Here is a 14,973-nt window from a genome sequence, read left to right as displayed (position 1 = left end):
AGTCCTCCAGCAGCCACTCGGTGCTCCGCGGCAGCAGACTTCCCGAGCAGGCCGACATGAGCATCCGTGGCCCGCGCCCCGCGGCGCTCTCCCCAGCCGGAATGGTCCCAGGCTCGGTCGCCGCGGCCGGCGGAGCCGCCCGGCTGGTACACCGCTGGCTGGCCGGGTTCGCCGTGCTCCTGCTCGGCCCCCTCCTGGCGCGCCTGTTCCTCGTCGAGTCGGCCCCGGTGTGGGACCAACTGACCGACATCACCGGCCTGTTCGCGCTCGCCGCGATGGTGTGCACCGTCGTGCTGATGTGCCGGCTGCGGGCGCTATCGCGGGCCGCCGGCATCACCGCGCTGACCACGATGCACCGCGCCCTGGGAGTCCTCACTGCCGGCAGCGTGTTGCTGCACATCGCCGTCGTCATCGCCGCCGACCGGAACAACCTGCTGCTGCTCACCTGGGTCCAGGCGCCGCCGCGGGCCCGCGCGGCCACTGCCGCGTCGATCGCACTCGCCGGTGTCATCGCGCTCGGTGTGCTCCGCCATCGGGTCCGCCGCGACTACGAGCTGTGGCGCTGGGCGCACCTCGTGCTGGGAATCGCGGCGATCGCACTGTCCGCCCTGCACGTGTGGCTGATCAGTGACCTGGTCCGCGACGCCGCCATGCGCTGGGTGCTGGTCGCGTTGGCCGTGGTTCTCACCGCCGGCCTGGCACACCGCGCGCTGTCCGCCCGGCGCTCCAGCGAGCACGTCGTGCGCGAGGTCCGGCACGACTCCGACAGCGTCTGCACCCTGGTGCTCGACCCCCGCAGCGCCCCGCTGAAGTTCGCCCCCGGCCAGTTCGCCTGGCTGCGCCTCGCCAAGGCAGGCGGCGAAGAGCACCCGTTCACCATCGCCTCCTCGGCAGCAGGCGGCGGCTGCGAATTCACGGTGCGCTCCACAGGCGACTTCGGGACCGTGCTGCGGAACCTGCCGCCCGGCACCCCGGTGTGGATCGACGGCCCGTATGGATCATGCAGCCTCGACCTGCTCCCCCAACCCGCATCCGGCACCGCAATGATCGCCGCCGGTGTCGGGATCACACCGATGCTGAGCATGCTGCGCACCCTCGCCGACCGGCGCGACCCCCGCCCACTGCTCCTGGTGCGAGGCGCGCGGGAGCCCGGTGAGCTGCTGTTCCGCGAGGAACTCGCCCACCTGGGACACCGGCTCGACCTCACCGTCGTCGAGGTCGTCCGCCAGCCTCCCCCGGGCTGGAGCGGAGCCCGCGGCGACATCGGGCCCGCGCTGCTGGCGACCGTGCTGCCGCCCCGGCAACTGCGCGGATCTCTCGACTACTTCATCTGCGGGGGCCCTCGGTTCGTCGACGACATCGCGCACAACCTGCGTGAGCTGGCCGTACCCGAGCACCGCATCCACACCGAGCAGTTCTGAACGAGGAGGGACGACGACTCGTGCGATCACCTGTCTCGCGCACCGCGCGGTGGGCCGGAGCACTCGCACTGGCCGTCATCGTGGCCATCGCAGTGTTCGGGTCCGGCGGGGCGTCCGGCGCGGCCGAAGCCCCCGCCGCGCCGGCCGCCGCCGCGCAGGAAACCCAGACCGAGTTCGGCCCACTCACACCGTCCGATGTCGACCTTCTTGTCAAGGTCCGCCAGGCCGGCCTCTGGGAGATCCCCACCGGGCAACAGATGCAGCAGCGCGCGATCAACGAGGTCGTGCGGGAGGTAGGGCGACGGCTGGCGGAGGAACACACCGAGCTGGACGCGATCGTCCGCGACAACGCCGACCAGCTGGGTGTGACCCTGCCAAGCCAACCCTCGACCGACCAACAAGGCTGGATGCAGCAGATCTCCGCGCAGTCCGGGCCGGACTACGACCGCACCGCCGTCAACCTGCTCCGGTTGGCCCACGGCAAGGTGCTCCCGGTCATCGCCCAGGTCCGCTCGGGCACCCGCAACGAGCTCATCCGCGAGTTCGCCACCACCGCATCCACCTTCGTCACCCGCCACCACGAGTACCTCGAGAGCACCGGCCTGGTGGACTTCGCCGCGCTCCCTGAACCCGCCACCCCCGCGGCACCCCCAGCTGCAGCTCAAGCAGCTGGGGGTGCCGCAACCCCACCGCCCGTGCTCGCCGCGAACAACGCCACCGCGGGCAGCTCAGCCAGCAACGGGCCGCTCGACGGGGTGATCTCCGCGATCCGCGACGCCGACATGTCCTCCTACGTCGCCGCACTCGTTGCGTTCGCCGCGGTCATCGGCGGCGGAGCCATGGTGGACATGCTCACCCGTGGACGGCCCGGACCTGCGACGGCGGGCCCTCGGTCCGGCCAGCCAGCAACCCGACACGGGCCAGCACAGCCATTCCCGACCCCACCGTCGCCGCCCGCGGGCTACGGCGCGGCACCCCAGCGGAGAGCCCCTACGCGTCGGCGAGGCCGCGGTCCCGCCGCATTCGGCGTGGCGATCCTCGCGCTTCTGCTGACCTCCCCGGTCCTGCAAGGCACGGCGGACTCGTCCCGGGAGACCGCGATCGCAGCCGGGTTCGGCAAGCTCGACCCCGCCCCCGAACAGGTCCTCGCCCTGGTCGCCAGCCGCGAAGACGACCAGGACAGCGACGATGAATCGCGCGACGAGGACGAGGACCGGGACAACTCCGCCAATGGCGACAACAACGGCGGGAACAACGGCGGGAACACCGACAACGAGGGCAGCAGCGACAGCCGCGCCCGCAGCGCCGAGCTCACCGCGGCCCTCGCCAGCCAGAACCAGGACGATGACGCCGATGAAGAAAACCAGGACGGCGGCCAGGACGGCGGCCAGGACGTCGACCAGGACGTCGCCGAGGACTTCCCCGGCCGCGAGGACGCCGCACTGCCGGCGCTGAATGACTTCACCGACATCGCCGACGTCAACACCGTCTTCTCTCAGCCGGCCGCGAGCTCGCAAGGGTCGACCGGCAGCTTCGTGTCCCAATGCGGGCCCCCGGAGCCGTCACTGCGCAACTCCGACAACTGGATCGTCGCCCCCGGGACCGTCAACGGCGCCCAGCACGTGCACGACTACATCGGCAACGTCTCAACCGACGCCAACACCGATGCCGGGGACCTTCTGCGATCCGAGACCACCTGCGCCTTCGAAGACCGCTCCACGTTCTTCTGGCCGGTGCTGCGCGACACCAGCCAGGTCGGTCCCGACGAGGGAGAAGACGGCGGCGGCCTGGACGGCAACGTCGGGGAAATCCTCGAGCCCTCGCAGGTCGTCATGCAGTTCCTCGGCAACCCGACCGGGCCCGTCTCGCCCATGCCCCAGCTGCTGCGCGTGATCACCGGGGACGCCAAGGCGGTGACCAACGGGGCCGACAACGTGCGAGCCCAGTGGACGTGCCGCGGCTTCGAGGACCGCGCCACCACGCAGTACCCGCTGTGCCCCGAGGGGAGCCGGCTGTTGCGCGTGCTCGACTTCCCGTCCTGCTGGGACGGCGAGAACCTCGACTCGGAGGACCACCGCTCGCACATCGCGTTCCCCGACGAAGAAACCGGCGCATGCCCGGACGACTCAGTCGCGGTGCCGCAGCTGCGGATGATCCTCGCCTACGACCAGCCGGGCGGGCGCAACTTCGCGCTCGACGGGTTCCCAGATCAGCAGCACCATCCGGCCACCGACCACGGCGACTTCGTCAACGCAATGCCCGAGCAGGTGATGGCCGCCGCCGTGGAGTGCATCAACGAAGGGCTTCAATGCTGACGCACCGCGCTCGGACTACCTGCCCTCCCCCAATCCCCCGCAATGATGAGAATCGTCAAACAGTGAGGAAATGAGATGGGTGCAACGAAATACGCCGTCGTTTCTTTGGCTGCGGTAGCGGGCGCTCTAGCCGGCGCTGATGCGCTCGATTCGTCGCCACAGCCGGGCATCATTCCGGTTGCGGGCATCGCCCCCGGAGGGGGAAACGGGGTGTACCCCGAGACGGAAACGATTCGGGAAGTGTCGCTGCAGTCCGACGACGAGGACAAGGACGGCAATCAGGAAAAGGATGAGGACCGCGACGAGGAGGCAGGCAGCGGCAAGGAGAAGGACAGCAACGAGGACAACGACACCGACAAGGACGAGGACAGTAACGAGGACAGTAAGAGCGACAAGGACAAGGACGAGGACGGCGACAAGGACAACGACGGCGACGGCGACGAGGAGAAGGACGGCGACGGCGACGACGGCAAGGATCGCGGTGAGGATCGCGACCGCGACCAGGGCAACGAGCAGGACCAGGGCAACGAGCAGGACCAGGGCAACGAGCAGGACCAGGGCAACAAACTGAACAGCGACCAGGGCAACAAGCAGAACAGCGGCCCGGGCAATGGGCAAGGGAACGGTCAAAACAACGACCAGAGCAACGGCCGATTCTTGGGGCTGGCGCCCGACTCCCAGCCCTCCTCCCCTCGACTTATTCAGACCTAGTCGAATCCCGGACCATGCAATGCGCAGGGTGTGGATGGCCGAGCGCCGAGTCGGCAGTGCTGTCGTCGCACAACACTTCAGAAGGATGTGTGCGGTACAGGCGATGTATGTGCGGGATTGTGACAGTCGAACTCGCGCCGCGTGGCCGCGCCGCGAAACCCTTGGGTATCCCGGCGCAGGAAGCCGCCAGATCCCGTCGACCGCCTGACCCCAGCCCTTTTTCGAGATACAAGCCCATCGCGCGCGGTGGTGCTTCACGCGGTGAGCCATACCAGCGAGGCTGAAGATTCAATCGCTAGGGATGAAAGGAATCTGCATGCGTGACGATTCGGGATCGAGAAAGCATCGGGGACGGCTGCCGCGTTCATTGGCGGCACTCACCGCCGCCCTCCTGTGCACGGTCCTCGCCGGTGGCGCCGCCGCCGCGCAGCCAGCATCACCCGCGCCTGCGCCCGACGGTGCGGCCACCCCGAGCCGGCCCGCATCGCCTGCGCTGCCCACGACCCCGACCGGGCCAGCGCCCGCGCCCGGCCTTCCGCAACCGCCGGCGCGCGCCGCCCTCATCGATCCGGCAGTGCTGGAGGCAGCCCAGCAGTCCATCGTGGGCCTGGTCGTCGTCTGGGAAGACCCTGTCGACCCGTTCGCCGGGTTCTCCGCCGCGGAGCCCCCGCTGCCGGCAGCCGAAGGACCCGACCTGCCAGTCTTCGCGATCTGCAGCGGCTATTTCGACAGCCCGACCACGATCGTCACCGCGGGCCACTGCGTTGACCCGCTCGAGGGCCGGATGGCCCTGCATGCCAGGGGCGGGCCGCGCGACGAAGAAGGCTGGCCGACAGCGCTCCCGCCGACCGCCCTCGAGCCACGCCGCACGGTCTGGGCGTTCCAACCGCGCGAGTTGCCCGGTGCGGTGCTCACCGCGCCGGTCATCGCACGCGTTGATGACTTCCGCAGCGCGGAGGAAGGCGACATCGCCAAGCTCGCCGTGGCTGGCTTGCCGCCGGCACGGCCGCTGCCGGCCGCTGCGGCTCCGCCCGGACTCGGCGAGCTGGTCGCCTCGATCGGGTTCCCGGGTCTCAACATCATCGACACCGACGGTGTCGACATCGCCGGTCTCCTGGCCGGTGGCAAGTCCCCGGCCGAGGTCCTCCAGGACTCCCGGCTGCGGCCCTCGAACACCAGCGGCACGATCACTGCTCAGCAGATCCGGCACGGCGTCCCCGTGTACCAGGTGAACGCTGACCTCTCGGGCGGCATGTCCGGCGGGCCCACGATCAACGCCCGCGGAGAGGTCCTCGGCGTCAACAGCCAGATGACGGTGCCGTTCATTGGACAGAACTTCAACGTCATCACCGACACCGGGATGCTGCGCGAGTTCCTGCTCGGCCCCGGTGCCGCACAGCCGGTTCCCGCCCCCGCCCCCGTTCCCGCTCCGGTGCCGGCACCGGTGACCGTCGCCGCACCGGCCGCACCGGCCGCACCGGCAGCTGCGCCCGCCGCCCCGGTGCCACCGACCGGCCCGATCGCGCCCGTACCGGCCGCCACCGACGAGGTCAGCGTGCAGGCAGCGGTCAGCAACCCCCCGGCGGACGCTGACCCGCCCATCGGCTGGGTCTTCGCCGGCTCGCTCATCGTCGGCGCGATCATCGGGGTGTTCGCCGGTGCTCGTCTTCAGCGCTCCCGCACTCGGCTCCGCCCGGCCCGCGCCGAGCCGGCGGCGAGCGCCGAGCCTGTGGCCAGCGGCGAGCCCGCCGAGAAGACGGACCCGATGCCGGAAACGGCCCCCGTGCCGTCATGACGCGGATCCTCACGCCCGCCGTGACCCGGCCCGCAGCTGACGTGGCCGCCGTGGTGCTGCTCCTCGCGGCCTGCTGGGTGTGGCTGAGCTCGCCCGCCTACGCCCATACCCAGCTGGTCGCCAGCGATCCACCGGACGGGGCGGTCCTCGTCGAGCCACCGCGGGCGGTGACGCTGACGCTCACCGAGGTCGACGGCACAGTGTCGATCATCACGGTGAACGATCCGGACGGCGTGCCGGTGTCCATCGGCACGCCGAGGCTCGTGTGGCCGGGGCGCGAGATCGGCATCCCGGCGACGGGCCGACAACGCGAGCATCTACTCCCGAGCGACTCCCTCCGGGTGCCGCTCGCCGCGCTGGCCAAGCCGGGCCGATACACAACCCACTACCGGATCACTGCGGCGGACGGGCACCCGCTGACCGGCGTTCTCTCGTTCACCCTCGCCCCCAGGCCTGGCCCTACCGACGGCGGATCGACAGTCCCGGGAGGCGTGGATCAGGCCCGGCCCGCGGAGGTGGCATCGGCGCCGGCCGCCGCCCCTGGTCCAGAGGAGGAGTCGGGGCCGGTCTGGCCGTGGGTGGTCGTGGGACTGGTGGCCATCGGTGTCTGCGCGGCGGCCGCCCTTCGGCTCAAACTGGTGGATCTGCGCCGATGATGAGGAGCAGCCGGGCCCGTCTGCACCCGCTGTCGCGGGTGCAGACGGGGCGGCCGTTCGCGCTCTGGCTCGCGGACGTGGGTGGGCCGCTTGGCCGGTGGGCCGGGCTCGTGATGCTGACCGCCGGGGCAGCGAGCGTCATCGCCGGTGGGCAGGGACTGGCCGGGATGGGCCTGCCGATCATGCGCGCCGCGATGGACGTTGCCGGTGTGGTGTTCGTGGGCCTGGCCCTGCTCGGTGTGCTGCTCCCCCGTGATCACCGGCGTGCTCCGTCCGTGCTTGCATCGACGCTTCGCCCGGGGGTCACTGTCGCCGGGATCTGGCTCGCCGCCGCCCTTCTGGTGCTCGTGTTCAGTGCGGCCACCGCGTTCGATCGGTCGATCGCCACGGTCGGCGCGGCGGAGCTGCTCGTGTGGATCACCCGCCTCGGGGCGGGCCAAGGGCTACTGCTCACCGTGGCCGGCGCCACGTTCGTCCTCGTCACCGCCACCCTGCGACTGCACGCGCCTGATCGCGTCCCGCCCCGCGCTGTCCTGGCCGTCGCCCTGTTCGCGATGATCACACCCACGGTGACCGGGCACGCCGCGGGCGCCGCCGACTTCCAGGTGATCAGCGTGATCGGCATCGGAGTGCATGTCGCCGCGGCCGCGGTCTGGGTCGGCGGCCTGGGCGCCCTGCTCCTGCTGGTCGCGCCGCATCGCGGCCTGCTGGTCGCCACCCTTCCTCGCTTCTCCCGGCTGGCCGCCGCATCCATCACCGCGGTGACGATCAGCGGCATCGTCGCCACCCTGGTGCGCCTGCCGACCGACCCCCATCACGGTGGCCCGGCCAGCTGGTCCGCGCTGCTCGAGTCCGGCTGGGGCCTGCTACTGACGGGAAAGGTCGTCGCGCTCGCCGGCATCGGCGGGCTGGGTTGGCTCACCCGCCGCCGGATGGCCGCCAGCCGGATGCCACTACTGCTGTGGGCCGGCCACGAGATGGCACTGATGGCGGTGACCCTCGGCCTGGCCGCCGCGCTCACCCAAACCGCGCCCACCACGTGATCAAGACAGCGGCTCGCCGACGGCGAGCCATCCGCAGCAACAGGGGCTGGAGGCATGAGCCGCCGGCCGGAAAAGGAGGACCGAATGCCCAACATCGTGTCGATCGCGGGTGAGCTTCTCGACGCGCTCGCGACGCTCGGGACCTATCTCCGCGTCCACCGCCGGGCCGGCAACACCGAACCGGCCCGCGACCTCCTCCGGGCTGGCCAGCACCCGGCGCCGACACCCTACGAGCCGGGCGCCGCGTACCCGAGGACAGCTGGCATCACGGGCGGCGGCGCCCTCTGACGAAGGAAGCATCATGCTCGCTCGATATGCGCAGGAGCCCCTGGCGCGAGGCCCCGAGGCCGCCGGTCTACAGGAGCCCGACTTCGTGCTGACCGCGGCGCCGATCTACATCGGCATCGCCGCGGTACTCCTCCTGGCGGTGTGGCCCACCCGGCGGGACGCGATCCGACTGATCCAGCGATTGGGCATCAGCGACCCGACCGACCTTGAGATCGATGAAGCCCGCCGATATCTCAAACGCCACCGGATCCCCTACGCCGTCATCTACCTGACGCTCTCGACCGTCACCTCGCTGGTCCTGCCCTCCGGGCGGCCCCCGCTTGAGGCGATCCTGCTGGCCGTCGCACTGACCGGCGGATTCATCGCCGAAGGGATCGCCTGGAGCAGCGGCCACACCGCCACGCCCGGTGGTGCGCCCGCGCCGCAATACACAGCACGTGCGCTGATCCCGGGATGGACAGTCACACTCGCGGGCATCCTGCTCGGCACGCTCGGAGTGCTGAGCACTGCTGCGCTCCTCGGTCAGGACTGGGCGCTGCTCGTGATTCCAAGTCCGGCACCGGCGTTGATCAGTGTGGCTGCGGCGCTGCTGATCGCCACTGCGAGCGTCTGGCTTGCCGTGCACCGCCGGGCCCGCTGCTCCGATCGAATCGATGCGGCCCTGCGCCAACGCAGCGCCCGAGTCAGCGTCATGCTCGCCCTGCTCGCCGCCGCAGCCATCGCGGCCTACTGCGGCTCAGCGGCGGCCGCGTATACGTTCGTCGCGCTCGGATTCAGCGGAGCAATCGCGATGAATTGCCGCCGACAGCCTGCCGTCGGCCCCTCGAATGGCGGCAACCAGACGGCTGGCAGCACCGGTTCAAGGAACGACCCTGCCCCCGCGCCCGCCCAACAGGCAGTGGCCGGGCCGCGTCAGCTGCCGTCCACCCACGCAGGGGACGAGACCCGTGCCCAATAGGCGGAGACGGGTCCGAGCGGTCGATCGCATACCCCGGCGGTGGACGGATCACGTCGAGGACGCCGCCGCATGGGCGTTGACCGGTCTGTCGCTACTCCTGGTGATCATCGCGTTCGTGGTGGGGAACGGCACATTCGGCGAGACCGCTGCGACGCAGCGCGCCGAGGCAGGGACGCGGATGTTGGTGACCGCGACCGCTCTCGAGTCGATGCCGATGCTCGCGCTCGAACAGCCGCTATTCGGCGTTCCCGCACGCTGGATCGGTCCCGACGGACAGCCCCGCACCGAGATGGTGCCGGTCGTGGTCGGCACGAAGGCCGGCGACGAGGTGCCGATCTGGATGGACCGGAACGGCGCCCGAGTCCCCGCCCCATCGCCGCATTCGACGGCGGTCGCCGCGGGGTTCTTGAGCGGCCTCGGCATCCTGGCCGCCGGCGCCGCGGTGCTCGGCGCCGTGTGGCAGCTCGTCCGTCGCTCGACCGCGGCCGCCAACGTCCGCAGCTGGGGCCGAGAGTGGGCCACCATCGGCCCGCGCTGGACCACACAGCAGTAGCGCACGAACCCAAGCCGGAGCCACGCCCACTGCGTGCTGTCGCGGAGCGCGGAGCCGAGGTCGGACTGGTGGCGAGGCGGCAGGAACCAGGTGGACGTCAACCGTGCCCTGAGACGGCCTTGGGATGGCGAACGGGGCCCGCGCTCGGGGAAGTTCTGTTCGAGTCCCGATGCCGCGCTGCACTGATGACGTCGATGACCGCTGCGTCGTCGCTCCTCAGCCGACCGCAGCGCGTCCTCGCCGAGCCTCACGTGGGTGAGGCTGTGTTATGACAGCACGCGCACAGCTTGCGAAGGTTTCGGGAGGCGGCCCGCCGAGCCGCCGTTCGTCGTCATGCGTCCAACTTCAAGGACTCCGCCGGCGTTCGGTCGCCGATGTTCGGCCCGGCGGGCCACGAGCCCGACGACGCGCCGGCTCTTCCCGGCAACGATCCCGAATGGAGGACCGAGCCGTGATGCACCCCCACCGCACCGCCCGACCCGTGCTCGCCATCCCGGTGCTGGCAGCGCTCGTCCTGCTCACAGCGTGTGGCCAGGGTTCGGCGTCCGCCCCGGAGCTGAAGCTCACCAGCGACGACGCTTTCGAAACGGCCGTCGGCTCGGTGTGGGACAACGGCGGCAGCCGCTGTATCGCCGACCTGACGGACTTCGAGTGGGACGGGCTGCGGATCTTCGCCGAGGGCACGCCCGCCGCGATGATCAACAGTTATGTCGGCGGAGAGGTCATCCGCCGCAACTACTACGAGAGCTCGGCCAACCTGCTCGTGTTCACCCACGGTGGCGAGCCGGCGCGGCTGCTCATGATGTCAGGTGACTTCCTCACCCGGGACCGCCCGGACATCACCTACGGCCCCGCGGTTCGACTGACCGTCGATCCCCCAGGGGGAGGACTGGCCCACCTGGAGGATTCCCGTCACTGTATAGCGTGAAAACGCTGCTTGTGGCCTGCGACAATAAGGTGTTAGAGTTCCAAACATGAAGAACCGGGCTGGCGCCCGGACCTCCGACATCTTGCACCGAGCGCGAGGGTGCGTGCCTGCGCTGCGAGAAGGTCAACACGGGAAGGCTGCGCTGACATGAAGATCGCAATGACGATCACGGTCGACGTCGATCCGGCCGAGTGGGACGGCGGGGGCCGCTCGGCCGCCGAGCTGCGCCAGGACGTCAAGGAATACGTGAGCGCCTCGGTGGCGGAACTGGCGCTCGTCACCGAGGCGGGCGCCGCGATCACGGTCCGCTGAGAGCACGCCCAAACAATCCCCGCGAGGAGGAGCGCGCCTACCGAGTGGGCGGCGAGCGGGTCCAGGGCTGATCACCGACGCGCTCGCTCGGGGTGCGGGTCGCTGACGCCCTATCGGCGGATCAGCCGGATCGCGTCCCGCCGGGTGGGCCGATTTCGGTGGCTCGACAGGAGGTAGAAGCATGACGAAGACCGAGGCCGCGGACATCATCGGCACCGACGTGCTCGTGTGGAGCCGCCAGACCGGCGCGCCGATCACGCGGTCGCTGGTCGAGGCCCGGATGTGGGAGATGGGCGGCGGCCACCTCGGCGGCCGGAAGAAGGAAGCCGTCGACACCGGCGTGTCCGGCCGCACCGTCCTCGTCTACGCGAAGCGGAACGCCCTGTGAACACCCCGACTCCGGCGCAGCTCACCGCCGTGAGGTGGGCTCACACACTGCGAGCCGGGCATAGCCACTTGCCGCCCACTCCGCGGCGCGATGTGCTCGCCCGGGTGAAGGCGCTCGGATTGGTCGCCTACGACCTGCGGTGGAGCGTGGACCGGGGCGCCACCGGCAGGGGCTGGCGGCAAGTCTGCGAGCGGATCAACGTCCGCGTCACCGACGCCGGACTTCGAGCGCTGGAGGCGTGATGAGCAAGCGTGGACAGAGCAGCCGTGAGCGGTTCGACGCGGTCGCCGTCGAGCACGGTTGGACCATCAGCCCAGACGACTACGGGCAGGATGTCGTCTACACGAAGGGGCGACGCCGCGTCTCCGTGAGGTTCACTGCGGGCGCTGGTGCCGCCCCGCGCCCGTACGCCGCGGCGTGGAACAACTCCTGCCGGGCGCGGGGCTGGTCGTGTCGCGAGTACTCCGGCCCGCTCGTTGACTGGATCATCGAGCGGTTGGAAACGCTGTGACCGCCACCCCGACGATCACACTGCACCCGGAGGCGCGCGCCGTCGAGGGCAAGCGCTACGCCGTGCACGTCGACGGCGCCCGGGTCGGATCGGTCTATCAGGGCATCGTGTCCCACGACCGCGGCCCCCGGAACGCCCGCTTCGCCACCGTCCGCACCCGCTCGTTGCGCTGGTTCTCCAGCCCTGGCCGCGGCTGGTGCGACACCCGGTACGAGGCCATCGCCGTCGTGCTCGGCCTCCACCTCGGCGGGCCGCCCGCCCAGCACTTCAACTTGGCCCGCACCGCGCACGTCGTCGGGGAGGCGTGATGGAGCTGGAGCAGCGCTGCATACGCCCCGGCCTGTGGGAGATCGAGGGGTGCACCGTCGAGCGGATCGGCCGCACCTGGCGGACCACGACGGTAGACGGCACCGTGCACGTCACCCGCACCTGGCGCGATGCGCGCGAGTGGATCGAGTGGACGTGGTCCGAGCTGCGCCGTGCGTCGTCCTGAGATCCCCCAACAAACTGCTACGCCGGGCGCTGAGCCGATAACACCCATCTACGACAGGAGTCCCGCAATGCCGTACGACCCGAACCGCTCGGAAGACGACAACTACGAGAACCCGACGCCGGACCGGTGGGACCCGTATGCCGACGCCGACCAGCGCGCGGAGGAGCACTTCCAGGACCGCATCCGGAGCGAGGTGCGCCAGAAGGGCGCGTTTCCGCGTCGGTGACCGCTAACGCCTCGAATGACAGCAAATGGAGGGAGGTAAGACATGAGTCAGCCACCCGGACCGCGCCCACGCCGATTCCCGACCCGCGCCGCCGGTATGCAGGACAGCGCTGACCGGTCGGCGCACCAACTGCGCCTCGCCGCCGCCGCGAGGGACGCCGGCTGGGACGACACGATCGTCGAGCGGCACGTCGCGAACGCCCGCACGTACGACCAGGAGGCCGACGGCTTCCTCGCCGGCCGCCACGACGGCCGCGTGGAAGACCCGACCGCCTGACCGAAAGCACCCAGAATGTCAGGAGACGGAGATGTACGCGCGTGACCGTGCTGCAGCCGAGCTGGCCGCCGTGAACCCGGACCTGACCGCCGTCGTCGCGGCGAAGCGGTGGCGCTGCGTGTGTGGGCTCGACGTCACTCCTGGTGAGGTGATGGCGGTGCTCGGCCGGCCACCGAAGCGGCCGCGCGGACGGATGCACATCGACTGCGCGAAAGCAATCGTGCCGTTGCTTCCGTGGCCGAACGACACCGACCGGCCCGCCGATCCGACTCCGATCGACCTCGATGCCCTAACGGAGTGAGGAGTTGCACGATGATCGTCCAGTTCCGCGAACCGTGCTGGGTGCTCGCCGTCCCTGAGTCCTCGTCGGATCCGCACTGCCCGACCCGCGAGGAGGCTGTGGCTGCCTGCGGTGACAGCGGCGGCGCCGTCTACCGCCGTCCGGAGCTGTGCTGGTACGTCGTCTGTGACCGGTGCGGCGAGGTGCGCGCGACGTTCGACGTCGAGGGCTACGAGTGCGAGCACCACGGCTCGCTCGGTGACGCCGAAGCTGCGCAGCGCGAGCTGGGCGCTTTGTGCGAGGACTGCGAGACCGCCGTTGTGCTCGGCTCTGTGTCTACTCGAACCGGCGCGGTGGTTGTCCGCTAACGCCTCAAGGACAGCAGGCCCACCCACACCGCTCCACCAGGAGGGCGTCCAATGCCCAAGCCGATCATCAAGGGCCATGGCGTCGGCTACCACCTCGCCGGCCGCCCCAACGAGTCCATCCCCCTCACCGGCCCAGGCGCCGAGCGGCTGCGCGCCGCCCGAGGCCGAGGGCGCCACCGACATCAAGGCCGTCGAGATCCGCTGACCTCGACAGCACGCCCCCGTCCCCCCACCCAAGCGCCCGATCGTCTCGCCGCCCCCGTGGCGACCGCACTGTGCAACGGCTGCCGCACCCGGACTCGTCGGGATCCACTCCTACCCTGCCGGCCATGGACGCATCGCAGCGCTGCAAGCTATGCCAGGTCAGGCCGGTGGCCGTCTCCGGTGAGTTGAGCATCCGAGGCGCCTTCTGTCAGGACTGCATCAGCCGCTGCCACGACGATGACCATCTCGGGCACTGGTGCGCAATCGATCGCTACGCCGAGGCGGTCGAATGAATGGATGCCCCGGCGTCCCGCGTCCGGGCGCCGTGCACGTTGACGTTTTAGCGTGAAAAGGCTAGCCTGACTGCGGGTTCCTGCCCTGGCTTGTCGCATCAGGCGGCCGGGCGTCTGATTCGCACTGAGGAGGCCGCTGTGCCTAGGAAGAGTCGGCCGGAGCACAACGTTGGCCTGCGTACCAATGACCCGGTGAATCGCGGCGGCCGCAATGGTCGCGTCTCGGCCCCCATCCCAGGGTCGAATCCCGACGCCTGCTGGATCCAGTTCGAGGACGGCGGCTATGAGCGCCACATCTCGGACACCTTGAACGACGGCCACGTCGGCAAGCCATCGACCGGATGGTGCTGAAGCATGTTGACGCCGCAGGAGTTCCTCCAGATCGCGGACGGGTACTAGGCGACGTCCGACTACTCGCACGTTCATCGGCAGGACGGCAACAGGTGCCGCCTGTTCGACGCCGATGGTGAGCGCGCCGAGGCCGACAGACTGGACGGGGCGATCGAGATCGCGGGCTGGGACCACGACGACTGACCCACCAGGCCACCAAGAGGAAGCGCCCGATGAGCACCAACTACTACCTCGACAGCCCGGACAACGACGCCGGACACCTCGGACTGTGGGCGGCCGGCCACTTCATGGCCAAGGCGCCCACCGGCGTGAACAGCTTCGAGGACTGGGCTGCCCAGATGCGAGCTCGGCGGGTGGTCACCGAGAGCGGCTCCGAAATCACGCCCGAGGAGATGATCGCGACGGCGCTGCGGCGCTGGCGCCACGCCTCGGGGCACCGGCGCGCTCGGTACGACGAGGGCGAGTTTGTCGACCGCGGGGTGCTGTTCGTTCGCCGCGAGTTCTGCTGACCTGGCTCCCTCACGGTCCACCGTGTCCCGGAGGCCAGCCACGCACCTTCCGTGCGCAAGCAACGCGGGTGCGCAAGCAACGCGGGTGCGCAGA

At 70.3% G+C, this 14,973-nt stretch carries 22 protein-coding genes; all 22 read left to right on the top strand.

The window, feature by feature from the left end; genetic code table 11:
- The first annotated feature begins 56 nt into the window (after nt 1–56).
- The 22 genes from K1T35_RS47830 (at nt 57) to K1T35_RS47725 (ending at nt 14,879) form a co-directional block, all read left to right on the top strand.
- A complete protein-coding gene (locus K1T35_RS47830) occupies nt 57–1,421 on the top strand; it encodes a ferric reductase-like transmembrane domain-containing protein (RefSeq protein ID WP_220263430.1) in 1,365 nt (454 codons plus the stop codon).
- Nucleotides 1,422–1,441: 20 nt separating this feature from the next.
- Nucleotides 1,442–3,736, top strand: a complete 2,295-nt coding sequence (locus K1T35_RS47825; protein WP_220263429.1) for a DUF1996 domain-containing protein — start codon at nt 1,442–1,444, stop codon at nt 3,734–3,736.
- A gap of 75 nt (nt 3,737–3,811) precedes the next feature.
- Entirely contained in the window at nt 3,812–4,447 is a 636-nt protein-coding gene (locus tag K1T35_RS47820; RefSeq protein WP_220263428.1) for a hypothetical protein, read from the top strand.
- A 316-nt stretch (nt 4,448–4,763) separates the two neighbouring features.
- Entirely contained in the window at nt 4,764–6,242 is a 1,479-nt protein-coding gene (locus tag K1T35_RS47815; protein WP_220263427.1) for a trypsin-like peptidase domain-containing protein, read from the top strand.
- Nucleotides 6,239–6,898 (top strand): copper resistance CopC family protein, encoded by a 660-nt coding sequence (locus K1T35_RS47810; protein WP_220263426.1) that lies wholly within the window; start codon nt 6,239–6,241, stop codon nt 6,896–6,898. The genes K1T35_RS47815 and K1T35_RS47810 overlap by 4 nt, the downstream gene beginning before the upstream one ends.
- The gene (locus K1T35_RS47805; protein ID WP_220263425.1) at nt 6,895–7,941 is read left to right on the top strand and encodes a CopD family protein; all 1,047 of its coding nucleotides are present in this window, start codon (nt 6,895–6,897) and stop codon (nt 7,939–7,941) included. Before K1T35_RS47810 ends, K1T35_RS47805 begins: the two co-directional genes overlap by 4 nt.
- Nucleotides 7,942–8,025: 84 nt before the next feature.
- Nucleotides 8,026–8,229, top strand: a complete 204-nt coding sequence (locus K1T35_RS47800) for a hypothetical protein (protein WP_220263424.1) — start codon at nt 8,026–8,028, stop codon at nt 8,227–8,229.
- Between the two features lie 13 nt (nt 8,230–8,242).
- Complete coding sequence (locus K1T35_RS47795) at nt 8,243–9,187, top strand: hypothetical protein (protein WP_220263423.1); 945 nt, start codon at nt 8,243–8,245, stop codon at nt 9,185–9,187.
- 100 nt (nt 9,188–9,287) lie between these two features.
- Nucleotides 9,288–9,740 (top strand): hypothetical protein, encoded by a 453-nt coding sequence (locus K1T35_RS47790; RefSeq protein ID WP_220263422.1) that lies wholly within the window; start codon nt 9,288–9,290, stop codon nt 9,738–9,740.
- A gap of 481 nt (nt 9,741–10,221) precedes the next feature.
- Nucleotides 10,222–10,668, top strand: coding sequence for a hypothetical protein (locus tag K1T35_RS47785; RefSeq protein ID WP_220263421.1), 447 nt, complete (start codon nt 10,222–10,224; stop codon nt 10,666–10,668).
- A 147-nt stretch (nt 10,669–10,815) separates the two neighbouring features.
- The gene (locus tag K1T35_RS47780; protein ID WP_220263420.1) at nt 10,816–10,980 is read left to right on the top strand and encodes a hypothetical protein; all 165 of its coding nucleotides are present in this window, start codon (nt 10,816–10,818) and stop codon (nt 10,978–10,980) included.
- A gap of 181 nt (nt 10,981–11,161) precedes the next feature.
- Complete coding sequence (locus tag K1T35_RS47775) at nt 11,162–11,368, top strand: hypothetical protein (RefSeq protein WP_220263419.1); 207 nt, start codon at nt 11,162–11,164, stop codon at nt 11,366–11,368.
- Nucleotides 11,369–11,436: 68 nt separating this feature from the next.
- Complete coding sequence (locus K1T35_RS47770; protein WP_220263418.1) at nt 11,437–11,610, top strand: hypothetical protein; 174 nt, start codon at nt 11,437–11,439, stop codon at nt 11,608–11,610.
- Nucleotides 11,610–11,879 (top strand): hypothetical protein, encoded by a 270-nt coding sequence (locus K1T35_RS47765; RefSeq protein ID WP_220263417.1) that lies wholly within the window; start codon nt 11,610–11,612, stop codon nt 11,877–11,879. The genes K1T35_RS47770 and K1T35_RS47765 overlap by 1 nt, the downstream gene beginning before the upstream one ends.
- Nucleotides 11,876–12,187 (top strand): hypothetical protein, encoded by a 312-nt coding sequence (locus K1T35_RS47760; protein ID WP_220263416.1) that lies wholly within the window; start codon nt 11,876–11,878, stop codon nt 12,185–12,187. Before K1T35_RS47765 ends, K1T35_RS47760 begins: the two co-directional genes overlap by 4 nt.
- Entirely contained in the window at nt 12,187–12,372 is a 186-nt protein-coding gene (locus K1T35_RS47755) for a hypothetical protein (protein ID WP_220263415.1), read from the top strand. The genes K1T35_RS47760 and K1T35_RS47755 overlap by 1 nt, the downstream gene beginning before the upstream one ends.
- Before the next feature lie 67 nt (nt 12,373–12,439).
- A complete protein-coding gene (locus K1T35_RS47750; protein WP_220263414.1) occupies nt 12,440–12,598 on the top strand; it encodes a hypothetical protein in 159 nt (52 codons plus the stop codon).
- A gap of 42 nt (nt 12,599–12,640) precedes the next feature.
- Nucleotides 12,641–12,874, top strand: coding sequence for a hypothetical protein (locus K1T35_RS47745; RefSeq protein ID WP_220263413.1), 234 nt, complete (start codon nt 12,641–12,643; stop codon nt 12,872–12,874).
- Nucleotides 12,875–12,905: 31 nt separating this feature from the next.
- Nucleotides 12,906–13,175 (top strand): hypothetical protein, encoded by a 270-nt coding sequence (locus K1T35_RS47740; RefSeq protein ID WP_220263412.1) that lies wholly within the window; start codon nt 12,906–12,908, stop codon nt 13,173–13,175.
- An 11-nt stretch (nt 13,176–13,186) separates the two neighbouring features.
- A complete protein-coding gene (locus K1T35_RS47735) occupies nt 13,187–13,522 on the top strand; it encodes a hypothetical protein (protein ID WP_220263411.1) in 336 nt (111 codons plus the stop codon).
- 329 nt (nt 13,523–13,851) lie between these two features.
- The gene (locus K1T35_RS47730; RefSeq protein WP_220263410.1) at nt 13,852–14,019 is read left to right on the top strand and encodes a hypothetical protein; all 168 of its coding nucleotides are present in this window, start codon (nt 13,852–13,854) and stop codon (nt 14,017–14,019) included.
- Between the two features lie 563 nt (nt 14,020–14,582).
- Nucleotides 14,583–14,879, top strand: coding sequence for a hypothetical protein (locus K1T35_RS47725; protein WP_220263409.1), 297 nt, complete (start codon nt 14,583–14,585; stop codon nt 14,877–14,879).
- Nucleotides 14,880–14,973 lie beyond the last annotated feature (94 nt).

The sequence above is a fragment of the Pseudonocardia sp. DSM 110487 genome, from assembly GCF_019468565.1.
Taxonomy (GTDB): Bacteria; Actinomycetota; Actinomycetes; order Mycobacteriales; family Pseudonocardiaceae; genus Pseudonocardia.
Note: the sequence above shows the minus strand (reverse complement) of the source record. Positions and strands in the feature narration are given on the sequence as shown.